This window comes from Croceitalea rosinachiae (assembly GCF_031846445.1).
Taxonomy (GTDB): Bacteria; Bacteroidota; Bacteroidia; order Flavobacteriales; family Flavobacteriaceae; genus Croceitalea; species Croceitalea rosinachiae.
Genome location: NZ_JAVRHR010000001.1, coordinates 146,945 through 164,938 on the forward strand (window position 1 = coordinate 146,945; position 17,994 = coordinate 164,938).

Consider the following 17,994-nt stretch of genomic DNA (forward strand, 5'->3'; position numbering starts at 1 on the left):
AACTACTCAAACCTATCTAATGCTTCTTTTATTTTTTCTTCTTTTACGCACAAAGAAAAGCGTATGTAACCCTCTCCATTACTCCCAAAGATTGTTCCGGGCGCAATAAAAATATTCTTACTGTAAAGCAATTCATCAATAAATTCTTCAGATGACTTTGAACCTTTCGGCAGTTTTGCCCAAACGAACATTCCGACCGCATTTCTATCATATTCGGCACCAATCTTATCAATAAGTTTATACATTGCGTGTCTTCTACTTTGGTAAACAGCATCTAGCTTTTTAAACCAATCGTTGCCACTTTTAAGAGCAGCAATTGCCCCTTTTTGAATTCCGTAAAACATACCAGAATCCATATTACTTTTTACCTTTAAAATTGCACTGACGTTTTCTTTGTTCCCCAAAACCATTCCCACGCGCCACCCTGCCATGTTAAAGGTCTTACTGAGACTGTTCAATTCCAGGCAATAATCTTTTGCGCCATCAACGGACAACATACTAGTTGGATTTTCTGTAAGCACAAAACTGTAAGGGTTATCATTTACCAATAAAATGTTGTTAGACTTAGCAAAGTCTAACAATTGTTCTAATTTTTCTTTAGAAGCCATCGCGCCCGTAGGCATATGTGGGTAACTACACCACATTAATTTCACTTTAGATAAATCTTGCTTGTTTAAAGCTTGTAAATCTGGAAACCAATCATTCGCGGTATTCAAATTATATGTCTTTGGAACGGCTTCTACCAATTTGGTTACTGAAGCGTAGGTAGGATAACCTGGGTTTGGAATCAAAACTTCATCGCCTCTATTTAAAAAGGCCATACTAATATGCATAATCCCTTCTTTAGATCCCATCAAAGGCAATATTTCATTCTCAGGATTAGCCTGCACCCCGAATTTGGATTTATAAAAAGAGGCTATTGCCGCTCTTAATTCTGGTAAGCCTTGGTAACTCTGATACTGACTTGCTCCTAAATCTGTAATGGACTCTTTTAAAGTTTCTAAAACCATCTTAGATGGTGCCAAATCTGGGCTTCCGATACCCATATTAATGATTGGTCTACCTTCAGTAATCAAACCGCGCACCTCTCTTAGCTTTTTTGAAAAGTAATATTCTTGAACTGATTTTAACCTGTCTGCTGTTATCATGCTTTTAATGCATTTTTGTATTCACCTAAAACCCTAAAATCTTCAGACATGATTTCCAATAGCGCCTTTCCTTTGGTAAAATCTTCATATTTATCAAAAGTAACATCGACAAAAAAGGCATATTTCCAGGGGGTTTCAATAACAGGAAGCGATTGTATTTTCGTTAAGTTCATATTACAATCACTCATCACATTCAAAACAGTTGCCAAACTTCCCCTTTTGTGGTCTGTAATAAATCGAAGCGAAGCTTTATTGATTTCCTCTTGGGGCAATACTTTATTTTGCTTCTTTAAAATAATAAAGCGGGTGGCATTGTTTTTTATGGTTTGTATTTCAGGAGCAATGATTTCTAAATCATATAATTTGCAAGCTACCTTTGGAGCAATGGCCCCAATAGTATCTAAATCATTCTCTTGAATACGTTGAGCTGTTTCGGCAGTGTCAACACTTTCAACCAATTTTATATGTGGATAATTTTTAAAAAAATCTTTGCATTGCAATAATGCCATAGGATGAGAATGCACTTCTTTTAAACCTCTGATTCTCACTCCTTTTTTTACCATTAAATTATGGTGGATACTCAAATAATGCTCTCCAATAATATGAATCTTATTATGATATATTAGGTTATAGTTAGGAATGATAGACCCTGCAATCGAATTTTCAATGGCCATTACTCCTTTAGCAGCTGTTCCATCGATTAAATGTTGAATAAGTTTATCAAATGATAAGCATTCGACCAAATCGAGACTATCACCAAAAAAGTCATTTGCGACTTGATGATGATTGCTTCCTTTAATTCCTTGTATGGCTACTTTAAGTTTCATTCAATAAAAAAGTCCCGATTTTATATCGGGACTTTATTTGTTTTTTATACTTGATGTATACTAGAACAGTCCCATACCTCTCTTAAAAAAGAAGTAGAAATAAAAACCGTTGTAGAAATACGTTTTTGTCATTTTGCTTTAATTCTTGGCTAAGATTAAGTAATCCATTGAGAAATCAAAGGTAGTCTGTAAGTTTTCAGAATTTTTTTAAGAATTCAAATATTCACTGAATATAAATTTGTCAAAAATAGTTTTTATTAAGAATATCGAAATTAATTTCTATGATTAGAATATCTTATTTTTGAATTCAAAATCGGCTAAATGTCCATTACAGTTCAAAATATCACTAAAACATTTGGGAATCAAAAGGCTTTAAACAACATCTCTTTTTCTATCAAAAAGGGTGAGATTGTAGGTTTTTTAGGTCCAAATGGTGCTGGCAAATCGACCATGATGCGAGTGTTGACCACATACCACAAAGCTGATTCTGGTGATGCTGAAGTCAATGGATTTAATGTTTTAACTAATAAAACCGATGTTCAAAAAAGCATTGGCTATTTAGCAGAGCACAATCCGCTCTATTTAGAAATGTACGTTAAGGAATACCTGGCTTTTAATGCCGATGTTTATAAAGTAGCTAAAGACAGGATAGTTGAAGTTATCGAGCAAACCGGATTGAATCCGGAGGCACATAAAAAAATAGGACAACTCTCAAAGGGTTATAGACAACGTGTTGGTCTTGCGGCTGCCCTGCTCCACAACCCGGATGTACTGGTTTTGGATGAGCCCACTACAGGCCTTGACCCCAATCAACTCATTGAAATACGTAAACTGATTCGAGAAATTGGTAAGGAAAAAACCATTCTACTATCTACCCATATTATGAAAGAGGTAGAAGCCGTTTGTGACCGAGTTATTATTATAAATAAAGGTGAATTGGTGGCTGATAAAAAAATAGAGGAACTTAGAGAAGCGGAACAACAACTTATTGAAGTTGAATTTGATTATAGGGTTGAAGAGGTATTATTGAATCAATTACCGAATGTTTCAGCCGTAAAGAATACGGGGGGCTTTGTTTATGAAATTACCTTTAATACATCAAAGGATATGCGCCCTGCGGTTTTTGACTTTGCCCATGACAATCAGTTAAAAACATTGCAATTGAGTAGAAAAAATAAAAATCTAGAGAGTTTGTTTACAGAGTTAACGAATTAATTTTTATTGGGCAATAAAATTGTTGAACTTATTGAGGTAACTATCAAATAGCTTTTGCTCCATATCAATTAGTGTTGTATCACTATTCTCTAAAAGAATATTTATAATTCGGCGGTAAGACTCCATATCTGAAATAATGGTTTCCAAATGGCGGTACTGCTCAGCTGTTGGAATTTGGGAATAATATTTTAGTCTTTCTTGATAGACTTTTTTTAATTTTTTAAATAGAGTTCTTGCTTTTTCTAATTCACCAACTTTGTAATAACCATCCATAAAAGGTTCAATGAAAGTATAATAACCATAATTTTCAACAGGAATATTTAACATAGCCATATCAATTATTTCTTTTGCCATGTCATTTTTATTTTCACGAATAAGTTCTTCCATTAGTCTAGCCATATTCAGCCTAAAAGTGACACCAAATTGTTTTCTCGATTGTGGGTCTTGATAAATATTATAATCACCGGAATTTCCCCAATCCCAATTGTTAATGATATCGTACATCAAATCAGGATCCACCCTACCCATGCTGAATAGACTTTCATTTACCGTTTTAATAGGTACTAGTTTATAAGCAAGTCCTTCTAGCTGTAGGTAATCTTTCATCCAAATATATTCCGCATCGTCAAAACTACCACCAGAAAAATAGATAGGCCGCTTCCAATCGTTATTGGCAATGACATCAAGCATCATCATCCTATTCTTGGTAATATAACTTGTCGGTAAATCAATATCGATATAATCCACTATTAACTGAGAGTCTTTCTCTTTTATAAGACCGCTTTGTAACACATTCTTTTTGTTTACTGGTATGCGTATTTTGTTTGTTGGAAAGTACACCAGCTGCAAGGTGCTTTTTGGAATTACAGAAGTATCCCTTCCCATTTTTTCAAAGAGATATTTGAGTTTTGTCTGAGGTTTATCACTACCGACCCAATTCATGAAATCTTTGATTGCCCATCTGTTTTCCTTAACATTTGGCAAGGCTTGATAGTGAATTGCATCACGTGAACCGTACTTATAATCATTATGGGTTAATTGAGATGGAATGGGACTGCTTTTATAGGTCTTTCTCTTCATTTGATCTATATACCAGTCTGTTGCAAAATACCCTGTTACAATTACACGAACATCGGTTCTGTACCCTTCTATTTCTTGTAAATACCAAAGGGGAAAATTATCATTATCTCCAATAGTAAATAAAATTGCCCCAGCATCTTTTTTTGTGGAGTCGAGATAAGCTTTTGCTGAGGCACGGGCCGTAAAACGGTTTGATCTATCATGATCGTCCCAATTTTGAAAGGCCATTAAAAAAGGTACAGAAAATAAGCATGTTAAAATAGATATAGTGCTTGCAAGCTTTTTCGGAATATAGTTTTGAATTACATTAAATAAACCAAAAACTCCAATACCAATCCAAATAGCAAAAGCATAAAATGAACCTACCAATGAATAATCTCGTTCTCTAGGCTGAAAAATATAGGGATTCGTATAAAACTGTATTGCAAATCCTGTAAACATAAAGAAGACAAATAGTACCCAAAATTGTTTTGGACTTCTTCGCGCTTGAAATATAATACCTACTAAACCTAATAAAAGTGGAAGAAAAAAATACGTATTACGTGCTTTATTTTCTAAAACTTCGCTGGGTAAATTATCTTGACTTCCCAGCCGTAAACTATCTACTGACTTGATACCACTTAACCAATGGCCATTATTATCGTATCGCCATTGTACATCATTTTGTCTTCCAACGTAATTCCACATAAAATAACGCAGGTACATATACCCCAGTTGATATTCAAATAGAATTTTAAGGTTTTGAACCAAACTTGGTGGCTGCACATTAATGTACTCACTAAAGCTTCTGAGAAACTCAATGTATTGCTCAGTGTCTATTTTACCTTCTGAATCTAATTGCCTAAACTTTTTTATTGCTTCGCGCAAATCATTATCGCTTATATAATCTGATTTAATCTGAAATTTTAGACGTCCAAAATATCTCATGTAATTTTCAGCATGCTGTTGACTCCATAATCTGGGTAAAATGCCAATATGCCTTTCGTTAGGTGCACGAGTAGCTTTTTTGTACTCATTAACAATGACGTACCTATCTAATTCGTAATCCCTTTCATATTTTGGTTTATCATCTAAATAGTCACCAGATTCGGAAAACATGTCTGAATAGTATGCACCATAAAAGGGGCTTTCAACACCTCCATATTGTTCTCTATTATAGTATGCCAAAAGAGTTCTGGCATCTGAAGGGTCGTTCTCATTTATGCCTACATTAACACTGGCTCGAATTGGAAGCATTAACCATGATGAAAAACCTAAAAATAAAAAGAGCAAACATATAATAACGGTATTGGTAATAACTTGACTTTTTTTTCTTGTGTATCGTAAGCCAAGGTAGAAACATAAAAAAAATAATAAGGCCATTATTAATGAACCTGAATTAAATGGTAGTCCTATTTCATTGACAAAAAAGAGTTCACCCCATGCGAATACTTTAAGAACATAGGTAAGAGAAAGCTTAAAAACAAAGAACAATAAACCAACAGCAATAAGGTTATAAAGTAAAAAGTACTTAAAATTGTTTTTCTTGAACTTTTTAAAACAAAATAGCAAAACAATAGACGGTATTGCCAAAAACCCCATAAACTGAATACCAAATGTTAAGCCTATAATAAAAGAAATCAGCACCAACCATCTATTTCCACGTCTATGCTCCAAATTATCAATCCATTTTATACCAAGCCATATTAAGATTGCCATAATAAAACTGGCCATTGCATAGACCTCAGTTTCTGTAGCATTGAACCAAAAACTATCTGAGTAAGTAAAAGTAAGTGCTCCAATCATTCCACTGGCGAGAACCACTACAGAATAATCTTTCCTATTATGCTTGACATTTGATACTAATTTTTGAACTAAATTAGTAATCGTAAAAAACAAAAAAAGAACAGTAAAAGCACTTGAAACAACCGAGACCAGGTTGACCATTTGCGCTACATGAGCTGTGTCTTTTGCAAAAAGAGCAAAAAAGGCACCAATCATTTGAAAAAGTGGTGCTCCGGGGGGGTGTGCCACCTCAAGTTTTGCAGAAGTTGCAATATACTCACCTGAATCCCAAAAACTTACTGTTGGTTCCATTGTAAGTATATAGGTAATCAGTGCGTTAAAAAAAAAGAGCCAACCTAAAAAGTTGTTCCAAAAGCCAAAATTTACACTTTTAACAAATACTCTTTTATTTAAAAAGTTGGTCAACACTTCGCTCTTTTATGCATAATGCACAAAGAACAATAGTTCGCCTTTTAAATTCTAAAAAATACAGTCTGAATTAGGTGCTAGTACCCGTGCTATTTTGAAAGAGTTCCTGGCGGTTTGCGACTTTTAATTTACTGTAGAGATTTGTAATATGTGTTTTTACAGTGCTCATGCTAATAAAAAGTTCGCTAGCGATTTCTTTATTGGACTTTCCTTGTAAAATAAGGCTTTGTATTGTTTTTTCTTGATTGCTTAATTGTGGTCTTGCGCTAATTCCAATTCTCCACTTTTTAAAAACGATAAAACCTAAAATTAATACCAGAAGAACCAATCCAGAAATCAACCATTTACTCTGCTGTACTTTTTTCTCTAAAATTTCATTTAGATATAAGTTCAACCTTATTTCAAGAAAAAGATAGTTTTTAGGGTCGATCGAACTTTCTCTTAGTTGGTTTAAAAGGTCTTCATAATAACCTGCATTTTCCGAAATATCAAGTTCTAACAACTCCTTATTATCTAAAACTTTTACAGCTATTAATTTAACTGCCAAAATATTCAAAGAATCCCTAGAGTATTTTTTTAAATGATTTCCTTTAACCTCCTCGGATGATTCAGAACTTTCTAATTGATTTTCAAAATATTTGAACTTCTTCCATTCTTTGAGTGTCAGCTCATCAAAGGCCGCTACATCTATAAACACTAAATTGTTGGGTGGATTACTACTTTCCTGTCCTGATAAATTGATGGTAACCATTAGTAAAAAGAAGTAAACTACTCTCACATCTTAAAGTTTGAAACTAAAGTTCTGCAAAAAAATAAAAAAATAAGGGAATTTGTTTATGAAATTACCTTAAAAATATCAAAAGATATGTGCTATGCAGTTTTGACTTTACCCATGACAACTAATTAAAAGCATTGAAATTGAGCAGAAAAAATAAAAATCTAGAGAGTTTTTTTGTAGGGTAAACGAATTAGTTTAGATTCTAATTCATTGTTATTTCTTTATTCTCTTCAATTGAAGCTAATTCCTTGGGAGTAAATTTGTCCAAAGAATTATTAGATTCTGATACGTTAGTTTTAAATAAAAAAATTGCTACTACTAGCAGAACAAAAAGCAGGATACATTTTCTCATTAGATAACTTCTTTGCAATGAAATTAATTTTTTTGCTTTATGTGACCTTAGGTTTTCTATGTATTGCCTAAACAATCCGTTTAAGTGTTAGGTTTAAGCTTTTTACGTTGTTCAAAAATAGCCATAAACATTCGCAAGCTCATGTTTCTTGCTCTTTGCTTAGCTTTTTCGGCATTCTCACCAGTAAAATTAACGTCAATAGTTGATATCCAATGGCGCAACCATATTCCAAAGTGATAGTTAGAAATCGTATAATTCATCTTTTTATCCAAATCTGCGTGAACTTGTAAGGGATTGTCTTTATAGTTTTTAACTAAAAATAGATTTGTCTCCCAAAAATCGGTCAACTTTTCTAAATGCTCGAGCCAATCTATAATTGTTTCAATAAAAAAATGGCCGATTTCACTATCCTCCCTTACCTTCTCATAAAATTTCTTGACCAATAAATTAACTTCTTTACGACTCTTAATTAACATCTTGCTCATCTTACATGGAGTTTATGACTAATACTAATGCACTTACTATAAGGCTTATCAAGAATAAATTAAATAAAAACTTGGAACGCAGCTGCGCTAATATAGAAGCATTAAAGCCATGCAAACAATTGTTACCATGAATTGCATTGTTTGAAATACAGAAGTACCATTCATTAGAATATACATTGCCGCTATAGACCCTAAACAACTCTATACTATTATGAAGATAGTTGCATATCCGCATTCATTGTTCTTAAACTCTTGAAGATTTTTAAGGTCTAGTTCCATAATTTCCATTGTTTTTAAATTATGGCATAAAAATATTTTAGATTGCTACCAAGATTTTATGACCTAAATCATACCAGTAATTTTTATCTCATAATCCTATGAGACTCCAAAAGCACTTCGCCCCTTCTCTCCAAAGTTTTAATGGCTCTTATTACAGTTTCAACTCTAAGACCTGTTAAATCTGCCATTTGCTGCCTAGACAGTTCTACCCTAAACTTATTATCTGGTTTAAGCCGGTGAATATGATTTTTAAAGTAATCTATAAGTCTAAGCAGACGATGTTCTGCATTTTCTGAGGAAATTTCAGCAGCCATTGTTGCTTTATAATATAACCTACCTGCAATTGTTTGGGTTACATTTAGATGTGATTCTGGTTATCTTTTAAAAGCTTAAAAAAATTATTTTTATCAAGTTGCCAAACCCAACTTTCTTTTACCGCTTCTGCATAAGCAGGATAGGCTAAATTGCTAAATAATGGAGGTTCTCCAAAACTATCCTATCGGAAAATATACCTTGAATTAACTCTTTGCCGTCTTCATAAAAATTGTACATTTTAATTGTGCCGCTAATCACTTGAAAGTAAAATTAGCTCGTCTAAGACACCTTGAACTTTAGCGTCTGTACAATTTATTAAAATAGAAACCACTAGTTCGTCTCTAGGATAAACAAATAAATTGGAATAGGCACCTACACTACTCCCTATATGCCCAACATAAGCCCTACCCTTCTCATCTTGACTTATTTGAAAACCTAAACCATAGTACGTTGGTTTCCCATTAATCTTTTGAGATGTCAACAGCTCTTCGTAGGTCTCTGGCCGTAATAACTTTTTCTTTAAAATAGCTTGCCCTAGTTTGGCAACATCAGAACTTGTAGCTAAGTAGCCACCTCCGGCTAATTTGTAATAGTTATTGACTTCGATTGCCCTTTTAAAGCCAATATTGGTTTTGGTATAAAATTCTGTTTGATTATCAATTCTTTTCGGATTGCTAGCAACATTTTTTAGTGGAGGAAAAGTATTTACCATGCCGATAGGCTCCAGTACTTTTTCTTTTACATAATCTTCAAAAGGAACACCGCTCGCCTCTTGCATGGCCAAGGACAATAAAACAAAATCAAAGCTATTGTACAAATACCCTTTTCCAGGTTCAAAAACTAAAGGGTCATTTTGAAAGACTTCTAAACTCTCTTTTATCGAGTAGGACACGTTTAATCCAAATTCTTTACCTCTATACGGCCTAATACCTGCCGTATGACTTGCCAGTTGTCGTAGTGTAAAGTCATACTTCTTTTTTGGATAATAAGGAACGTGTTTGTAAAATGAATCATCAAAACTTAAGATTCCTTCTTCTACCATCTTCCCTAAAGTCAGACCTGTTATGCATTTAGAAATACTTGCTATTCTAAAAATAGTCTTGTTAGGATCAACTGATGTTTTATTTTCCAAATCGGAATAGCCATAACCCTTTTGTAAAATGACTTTATCTTTTTTTAGCAACGTAACCGCTATTCCTGGCACTTTTTCTTCAACGTAAAGATTATGCAAAATAGCATCAGCTTTTTCTAGGTTCCTTAATCCATCTAAAGATTTTAATTTGGTAAAAGAAGTAAAAAGATCAGTGATGTATTTGAAAAATGAATTCACAGAGAATGTTTATCATTTCGAATGTAGCCAGAAATTTTTAAGATACCACATCGATTCAATGATATCGAATCGTTGTCGGAGTGACATGAAATTCCATTTTTAATCTTGAAAAATCAATCGACCGTTAAAAAGCTCTTCTACTTCAATTTCAGGTGGGCGATTGATACTTATTACATCGCCATACCCACGTATTGTCCCACTAATGGTTTGTTGAGGATTTACAAAAATATCGTTGGAACCGCGATGATTTATAGTAACATTTTGAGCAATTAGGTTTTCTGCTTCAATTCGAGAATCACCTGCAGCTATGTTAGCATTAAAATTTTCGGCAATCCCTCTAAGTTGAAAAAAGGCTATCCCATTAGTTACTACCGACACATTTTCTGAATCTAAGCTTAAATTAAAAGAACCATCAGTGGTTTCCGTTTCAGGGCTGCTAAAACTTTCCGATAACAACCTAAGATCAGGATAGTCTATCGTACCATCACTTGAAATTAATCCCCCAGTGCTGCTTCTAATCTCAGAAATATTAGGAGAAGTCACATAAATAGTCGTCAATCCATAATCTCGAACATAATTACATGTATTTTCATTTCTTAAGACTAGTTGGTCATCTTCAACACTAGCACTAACATCATTTAATAAGAACTGCCCTGTTTCAATTTCTACCAATTGCTCGGTCCCTTGCTTTAAAACAAGATTTAGATTTTCAAAAACTGTAATATTGGAAAAAGTAGGGACATCTACCTCAACCCTTACTAAATCTCCAGCATTTTGAAAACAATCTGGAGCATTTTCAGAATTACAGCTAGAAATAAGTAGCGCATTAACCAAAAATAAAAATAGCCCTAGTGCGCCTCGATTCGGCTCGACATGGCGGCTTTTTATATTTAAAAATCTAATATTTAACATCTTAATACTAATAGCTATAATCTTATTCCAATTCCAAATTCAAGTGCTTCAGCAGCAGCTCCATGCGATTTTAAGGTAGCGCTTGCAAAAACCTGTTTTCCAAGGTATCGTTTCAAACCAATCCGATTATATACTTTCCCCTCAAAATCAAAAGGATAATACACATAATAACCAAGTTGCGTGATGAGACTCATTTTATTAATAAACAATTCGTGTCCCACAAAGAGACCTACCCTTTTAAAATCTGTATCAGCTTCAACGTTCATCTCAGGAAAAGAAGTACTTTGAAAACGAATCAATTCTTTTAAAAAGTTTGAAAAGAAAACATCCGTTCCCAGTTGTAAAGCACTTTTTCTTCCTAATCTCTTATCTGCATAGGCAGAAAAAATAGCAAAGCCATACTGCCCTGAATTGATAACATCACTTTCATTTATACCTGAACGAAATACCAAATTATAGCGAATTGGTTCTGTTATCTTTTCTTGTGGTGGTTTTGGCAAAAAATCATATTCCACACCGCCATCTAAATCATAGGTCAATCCAAAATTCAATGCGGCAGTATTTGTCGAAGTATTTGGGGCTTTAAAGTTTGCATTGGAATAATGCAATAATGAAATACCAGCTTTAAAGCCTAATCCAGCAATAACATTCTCTTTATGGTAATTGAGCATAACCATTGTTGAACTCAATAAGTGAGACCCATACGCATTATTTCTAAAATTGGTGTTCTTATCGTAAGGATTGGTGTTATAAGCAATCCCTTGACCAATTCTAAATTGAAGATTTCGCTTTAAAAAGTAAAAATTATAGTGAGCGTATAAACCAAAATGTTGACCCAATGTTGGGCTTTTCATGTCTTGATAGGCGAATGTAAACCCTGTATCTGGATAACCATAGTCAGCTTCCCATTTCTCATGACCGTACCGTTTTCTATTAAAACCTAAAATAAAGCCTGCCGGATGCTCGCTTATCAAATGCGAAATATCTGGGTTGTGCAAGAGAATTGAGCCATTAAATTGACTCAAATCAAGAACATATTTTCGTGATGTCTCGCTTTTTTGGGAAAAGCAAAAACCCACTGAAAAAAGTAGGCAACAAAGAAATTTTAAGTTCATTGAATTCAAAAGTAAAACTATTCAATGTTTAAAGTTGAAGGTTAATTGTCTTTTTTGAATTTTGATGATGTCATTGGTCAAGATTAGCAATGTGGTTTAGCAAGCCTGCCTACCGGTAGCACACTGGCGTTCTAATTCAATTGTATATAGTCATAAGCTCAGGATTATCAATTATTCTTTAGTTTTTTGGCGACTCCATCATAATATTCTTGAGTAACCACTTCTGTCCAAGTTGTTGGTTGACCACCACCATATAGAGCTAAATATGTTACATCACTAAGCTTGGTCGAGGAATGCCAGTGTTCGATATCTTTTTCGCATTTAATTACATCTCCTTCTTCTAGTATTAAGGGTTCCTTTCCTCTTTCCTGATAATACGCTTCTCCATCTACAATTATTAAGACTTGCGTAGAGCTATGTTGGTGCCAATCCAAGGTTGAATTGGCTTTAAATGTTGCCTTTGTAATGTTATAACCCAATTCAGTATCATCATGAATAATAGCATTCAGCCAAGCCTCTCCGATATAATGCGTATTTGGTGCTTTTGTACCCTCAATAAGATATGAAGAAACTTTATATTCAGAATCTTGGGCAAACCCCGATAATGAGGCCAAAACAAGCAGGGCTAAAATTGATTTTTTCATTTTATATTTTTTATATTTCTTTTTGTTTGTATTCGATTCTTGTGTACAACGGTCTAGTTTAAAATTTCGTTGCTAGATACGTCCTAAGGACTTATCCGTTTGAAATCCCGGTGTGTTAGTGGTTATTTTGTTTAAAGTTAGTAAGATTTCCGCAATGAATTATAGCTATTTCTAGCAGGCGTTTTATCTTATTAATTAATTGGAAATAACCCATCTAAAATTAGCGGAAAAACAAGCATTCTAAATATGAACAACCCAAAGAAGACAATGATTATTTTTATAACACGCCAAACAAAATTAACCCTTTTAAAAAAATGAAAATATGCGAAAGTCATATAAGCAAAACCAATAAAACTTACCAAACTCATAGGAAGGTTGTCATTGGTCAATGGTTTATAAGCGATAGAAATTAAGTTGATTAGAATGAAAATTGTCCCATAGAAATATAATGAGGAAACCAGCAATTCGGTGAAGTTGTAGTTAGACTTCCTAAATAAAATGTAAACTAAAATAGTCCAAACTAGCGTGCTAATAATTCCCAAAATCACTGGATAATCAAATGTCATAAGTTCGCCCCAATACCTAATGTTTTGATTCGTTTCTTCTGAGAGAAAGAAGAATTCAGTGGTAGGAATATTAGTTGAGTCACTTAAAAAGAGATATGCAACAAGTGCCTGGACTATAGTGGAAATCACAAAATATTTGACAGGGCTTGTAAATCGTTTTCTTTTACCCTCGATAAAATTTTGAGCAACAAAATGAGGTTGTTTCAGTAAATTCCAAAAGGTATACCATAATCCTTTATCGAAATTAAATATGGTATCAAAGAACTCACTAATTACTCCTTTAAAATTTAGTCGATAATTTGCAAGTTGGCTCTGGGAACAATTCGGACAAAATTTTCCTTCGAATTCAAAATCGCAATTATTGCAAGTTATTATTTTCAATTCAGAGTTTTAGTGAGTGCCAACAATCTGTCTTATAAGCCGTAGCTGATTTTAAGCGATTGCTTTTCGAATCATAATATACTTTAATTTAATGAAAAACGGTTCGAGTTAGCACTCAAACCACTATTGCTCATTCACATTGTCTTGTGTAGTTATTTTTTCATTTCATTTTCTATATCCATCGATTTTAATTCTTTGCGGTAGGTGTCAATTCTTGCGTAGGCAGTACCATCTACTAGTAAGATAACTATTAGCATAGCAATTGTTGTAATACTGATTGCACGCCAAGTTGGTGTATCAATAAAAATAATTGTCAAAGCTGCTACAATAATTATAATTGGAATCGTTTTAAAAACGATTCTATTATATTCTTTAAGAGTTGCTTCGGCACGAGTGATTTCTGATTCTATGAATGCAGGGGCATCCATATTGTAAGCAGTTTTAAATTGTGTGATCCTTGACCTATTTGTAAAAAATAATCCAAGCCCTATAGTTAAAAGTAGAACACCTGCGATCAAGGTAGGAATTATGTATGCTTTAGCTATATCTGTTTTCCCTAACTGCCAAAACCCTAAACTTGCTGCCATAAATACGAATCCGAATAGAATGAAAAATGGGGTTGAAAAAAGTTCGGCTTTTACCCAGTCAATTGCTGTTTTTAATATATCCATAATTTTAATTCATTTTATATAATTCTCTGTACTCTGTTGGACTGATACCTTCCTTCTTTTTGAATAATCTTGAAAAATATTGGGGATATTCAAACCCTAACTCATAAGCCACTTCAGAGATACTTTTGTTTGGTTGTAATAAAATATTCTTTGCTTCATTGATTAAATGCAAGTGAATATGTTCAGTAGTAGTTTTCCCTGTTTCTTTTTTAAGTGTATCACTTAAGTAACGTTTCGAAACCGACATTTTGTTTGCCATTTTTTCTATGTTTGGAGTACCTTTTTCTTGCAATTGTCCTGATTGAAAATAGTTGCATAGATGCTGATTAAATTGCTCTAACAAATCGTTCGATATTCCTTTCCTATTTAAAAACTGCCTTTCATAGAAACGATTGGCATATTTTAACAATGTGTCCAATTGAGAAATAATAATTTCTTTACTGAAGACATCTTGATTATTATGATATTCAATTTCAATATTTTCTACTATCGATTCTATTTGCTTTTCTTCTTTGGGTGAAAGATGTAATGCTTCATTTACTAAATAGGAAAAGAAACCATATTTTTTTATTTGTAGCGCTAATTCCGTTCCTTTCAAAAAATCTTCGTGAAAGTTTATTGAAAAACCTTTTTGCTCAAAAACAATGCTATTATCCCATTGTAAGACTTGTCTTGGTGCGATAAAAATTAAGGCTCCATTGGTGAAATCATATTTGGTTCGGCCATAGTTTAAATCTCCCTCTACATACTTTTTAAAACTAATTGAATAGCAGTCATTTGTAATGGGTGGCGAACTCTCTCTCGGACAAGGTAAGTAACTATCATCTTTTGAATTGAACATGCTAAGCAGAGGATGCTCTGGTCTAGGAAGTCCTAAATAATCTAAATAAGATGATAATGTTTTAAAATGTTGCATAACTTAAATTTAGATATTCCATTTTATACCTGTTTCTTTTTCTGAAAGTTCCCATAATCTTTTTGCAATGGCTTTATCTTTGGCCTGGGGTTCTAATTTGTGTTCTCCTACGGGGCCTACCGTATTCATTCTTTTTGTTGGTCCATAAAAACCCCTTTGGTCAAGGTTTGGTTCTGTGGCACACATTAATTGAGGATAAGCGCCTTTTTCAGCCGATTGCACTAAAGGTGATAATTTCATTAGTTGCCAAATAAATCGAGTCATTAAACTACCACTTGTTTTAATCAGTGAAGTTCTAGAAGCACCTGGATGACAAGCATAAACCTTCACATCAGACTTTTTTGCTTGTTGCAAGCGGTCTTGTAATTCGTAAACGCACATAATTTGCGCTAATTTACTTTGACTATATACACCATTCGGACTGTAGTTTTCATCCCAATTCAAATCATCGAACTGTATGGTTTTAATCCCTAAATTATAACCCATACTACCAACGGTTACTATTCTCCCTTTGGATTTTTCTATCAGTGGAAATAATAAAGCTTGAAGCGTGAAATTCCCGAAATGGTTTGTTGCCATCTGACTTTCCCAACCATCTTCAGTAAGCATCTGTTTTGGTACTTGGGCAATTGCCGCATTGCAAATTAGCACATCGATTTTAGGAACTGTTTTTAGAACTTCTGCTGCCGCTTTTTTTGCAGAAGCCTGTTCTGCTAAATCTAATACTACTGATGATACATTAATGCCATTACCAAGTTCCCGTTTCAAAGTAGCGATAGTACCCGATGATTTTTTAGGATTTCGATTAAGCATAACAACTTTTGCTCCTTTTGACAGCAATATTTTCGCTGCTTCAAAGCCCGTTCCGCTTGTGGTTCCTGTTATTACAAAAGTCTTACCTCTCAGGTCTCCAATTCTATCAGGTGTCCACCCTTTTTGACTAAATTGATTTGTATTCATTTTGTCTACTTTTATTGATTAAAAGAATAAGACAAAGGTCGGTTAGAGGTAATCTTGTTTTCTTATACAGAATTTCGAATGTTGTATACTTTTTGGTTTGTTTTAATTAAACGCATGGGTTAGTCTATAATTACAGTCTAGGAAGTACTACCGTATTTTAAGGCAGCGAATTCGTGCCGTTTAAATGAAAGAAATTTAAGTTTGGTTAGGAGGGAAGACTGAATTATAACCGTTGTTGTATGCAGTTTTTAAATCTCTGGATCATAACAAACAAATTCGACAATATTTGATTCTGGATCTTTGATAAATATTGATTTCCATTTAACCCATTCAAATATACTAGTTACATACTCTATTTTATTTTTTTTACATAGAATCAGTATTTCTTCATAATCCAGTAACTCGATTTCAAGAGCGAAATGATGTAATGTGGTATTCTCAGGCATTATAGCTTGCAACTCTTCATTAAAGGCAGTTAGATTATCCTTTGCAAATAATGCTAAGGTCTGAGTATGGCCGCCGACACCATCTGTAATTTTAAAGAAAGTATAATTCTCAGATTCATTCATTAATTCAAATCCTATGGTTTTCAGATAGAAATTTTTCATCAATTCCATATCATTTACTCGCAGAACTACTTCTCCTAAGCCTTTAATTTTATGTCCAATCATTTTTGTTTTCAAATTGCATACGGCACATAAATATATACAACTTTTAATTAGACAATAAAAAATTATAAAATATTGATTTTCATGTTGTTAAATTCTTATTTTATTTGCAAACGCTTACAAGTGGTAACAAATAGTTAAGTTCTTTTTATTGATTAATAAAATTGAATCAATTTGTATAAAAGTTAATCTGAACTTTTAGCATTAAAATACTTCTTTGGCAATGGCTCTTATATTATCTGATTTACCCATGCTATAATAATGTAATACTGGTACGCCTGCTGCTTTCAATTCTTTTGACTGTTGAATACACCATTCTACCCCTATCTGTCTCACCTCTTTATTATTTTTGCAACTTTCAACAGCATCGACCAAATCTTCAGGGATATCAACTCGAAAAACCTGTGGCAACAATTGTAAATGCTTTTTTATGGCCAAGGGTTTAATACCAGGTATAATGGGTACTTTAATGCCCATAGCTCTAGCGGCATCTACAAACTCAAAAAACCTTTTGTTGTTAAAAAACATTTGGGTCACCACATAGTCTGCGCCCAGTTCCACTTTTTCTTTAAGTCGTTTTAAATCAGAATTTAAAGAAGGGGCCTCCATATGCTTTTCAGGATAACCAGCTACACCAATACAGAAATCAGCACAGTTATCGGTTTCAATCACCTCATGTAAATAATTACCGCAGTTCAATTCTTGAATCTGTTTTACCAAGCTTGAGGCATAATCATGTCCGCCTTTAGTGGGTTCAAAATATTTTTCTTCGCGCATGGCATCTCCGCGCAATGCCATGACATTGTCAATACCTAAATAATGACAATCGACCAACAAATATTCTGTTTCTTCCTTAGTAAAGCCTCCACATAATACATGTGGAACGGTATCCACATTGTATTTATGGGTAATGGAAGCACAAATACCCAAAGTACCGGGTCGCATGCGGGTCAATTTCTTATCCAATAACCCATCTCGGTCAATATATACGTACTCTTCACGTGATGTGGTCACATCAATGAACGGAGGATTGAACTCCATTAGCGGGTCAATATTATCATACAGTTCTTGAATGTTCCTTCCCTTAACGGGCGGGATGATTTCAAAACTAAAAAGTGTCTCTCCTTTTGCACTCTTAATATGCTCGGTAACCTTCATA

Annotated in this window: 17 protein-coding genes and 1 pseudogene; 1 reads left to right on the forward strand and 17 read right to left on the reverse strand. The window is 33.7% G+C overall.

Features of this window, described 5'->3' with window-relative positions:
- Positions 1-2: 2 nt before the first annotated feature.
- Together RM706_RS00740 and RM706_RS00745 are read right to left on the reverse strand one after the other, a co-directional pair.
- The gene (locus RM706_RS00740; RefSeq protein WP_311349104.1) at positions 3-1,148 is read right to left on the reverse strand and encodes a pyridoxal phosphate-dependent aminotransferase; all 1,146 of its coding nucleotides are present in this window, start codon (positions 1,146-1,148) and stop codon (positions 3-5) included.
- Positions 1,145-1,975 (reverse strand): prephenate dehydratase, encoded by an 831-nt coding sequence (locus RM706_RS00745; RefSeq protein ID WP_311349105.1) that lies wholly within the window; start codon positions 1,973-1,975, stop codon positions 1,145-1,147. Before RM706_RS00745 ends, RM706_RS00740 begins: the two co-directional genes overlap by 4 nt.
- 321 nt (positions 1,976-2,296) lie before the next feature.
- On the opposite strand from RM706_RS00745, the gene gldA reads away from it, so the two are divergent.
- Complete coding sequence (gene gldA, locus RM706_RS00750; protein ID WP_311349106.1) at positions 2,297-3,190, forward strand: gliding motility-associated ABC transporter ATP-binding subunit GldA; 894 nt, start codon at positions 2,297-2,299, stop codon at positions 3,188-3,190.
- Positions 3,191-3,193: 3 nt separating this feature from the next.
- Here the strand turns inward: gldA and RM706_RS00755 are convergent, their stop codons facing one another.
- From RM706_RS00755 to metF, 15 genes and pseudogenes are all read right to left on the reverse strand, one after another.
- Positions 3,194-6,346 (reverse strand): glycosyltransferase family 117 protein, encoded by a 3,153-nt coding sequence (locus RM706_RS00755; RefSeq protein WP_311349107.1) that lies wholly within the window; start codon positions 6,344-6,346, stop codon positions 3,194-3,196.
- Between the two features lie 187 nt (positions 6,347-6,533).
- Complete coding sequence (locus RM706_RS00760; RefSeq protein WP_311349108.1) at positions 6,534-7,241, reverse strand: response regulator transcription factor; 708 nt, start codon at positions 7,239-7,241, stop codon at positions 6,534-6,536.
- A 432-nt stretch (positions 7,242-7,673) separates the two neighbouring features.
- A complete protein-coding gene (locus tag RM706_RS00765; protein ID WP_311349109.1) occupies positions 7,674-8,078 on the reverse strand; it encodes a group III truncated hemoglobin in 405 nt (134 codons plus the stop codon).
- Between the two features lie 362 nt (positions 8,079-8,440).
- On the reverse strand, positions 8,441-8,671 hold the full coding sequence (locus tag RM706_RS00770) for a helix-turn-helix domain-containing protein (protein WP_311349110.1): 231 nt from the start codon (positions 8,669-8,671) through the stop codon (positions 8,441-8,443).
- Between the two features lie 44 nt (positions 8,672-8,715).
- A pseudogene (locus RM706_RS16495) lies at positions 8,716-8,796 on the reverse strand (hypothetical protein); the annotation flags it as partial.
- A gap of 126 nt (positions 8,797-8,922) precedes the next feature.
- Positions 8,923-10,002 (reverse strand): serine hydrolase domain-containing protein, encoded by a 1,080-nt coding sequence (locus tag RM706_RS00775; RefSeq protein ID WP_311349111.1) that lies wholly within the window; start codon positions 10,000-10,002, stop codon positions 8,923-8,925.
- A 99-nt stretch (positions 10,003-10,101) separates the two neighbouring features.
- Positions 10,102-10,914: a head GIN domain-containing protein gene (locus RM706_RS00780; protein ID WP_311349112.1), complete on the reverse strand. Its 813-nt coding sequence runs from the start codon at positions 10,912-10,914 to the stop codon at positions 10,102-10,104.
- A gap of 14 nt (positions 10,915-10,928) precedes the next feature.
- Positions 10,929-12,029, reverse strand: coding sequence for an acyloxyacyl hydrolase (locus RM706_RS00785; RefSeq protein WP_311349113.1), 1,101 nt, complete (start codon positions 12,027-12,029; stop codon positions 10,929-10,931).
- 167 nt (positions 12,030-12,196) lie between these two features.
- Positions 12,197-12,673, reverse strand: a complete 477-nt coding sequence (locus RM706_RS00790; RefSeq protein ID WP_311349114.1) for a cupin domain-containing protein — start codon at positions 12,671-12,673, stop codon at positions 12,197-12,199.
- Between the two features lie 191 nt (positions 12,674-12,864).
- Entirely contained in the window at positions 12,865-13,620 is a 756-nt protein-coding gene (locus RM706_RS16500) for a DUF3667 domain-containing protein (RefSeq protein ID WP_432264956.1), read from the reverse strand.
- A 152-nt stretch (positions 13,621-13,772) separates the two neighbouring features.
- The gene (locus RM706_RS00795) at positions 13,773-14,291 is read right to left on the reverse strand and encodes a hypothetical protein (RefSeq protein WP_311349115.1); all 519 of its coding nucleotides are present in this window, start codon (positions 14,289-14,291) and stop codon (positions 13,773-13,775) included.
- Positions 14,292-14,295: 4 nt separating this feature from the next.
- Positions 14,296-15,207, reverse strand: a complete 912-nt coding sequence (locus RM706_RS00800; RefSeq protein ID WP_311349116.1) for a helix-turn-helix domain-containing protein — start codon at positions 15,205-15,207, stop codon at positions 14,296-14,298.
- A 9-nt stretch (positions 15,208-15,216) separates the two neighbouring features.
- Entirely contained in the window at positions 15,217-16,167 is a 951-nt protein-coding gene (locus RM706_RS00805) for an SDR family oxidoreductase (RefSeq protein WP_311349117.1), read from the reverse strand.
- A gap of 248 nt (positions 16,168-16,415) precedes the next feature.
- Complete coding sequence (locus RM706_RS00810; RefSeq protein WP_311349118.1) at positions 16,416-16,838, reverse strand: VOC family protein; 423 nt, start codon at positions 16,836-16,838, stop codon at positions 16,416-16,418.
- 201 nt (positions 16,839-17,039) lie between these two features.
- On the reverse strand, positions 17,040-17,993 hold the full coding sequence (metF, locus tag RM706_RS00815; protein WP_311349119.1) for a methylenetetrahydrofolate reductase [NAD(P)H]: 954 nt from the start codon (positions 17,991-17,993) through the stop codon (positions 17,040-17,042).
- Between the last annotated feature and the right edge of the window lies 1 nt (position 17,994).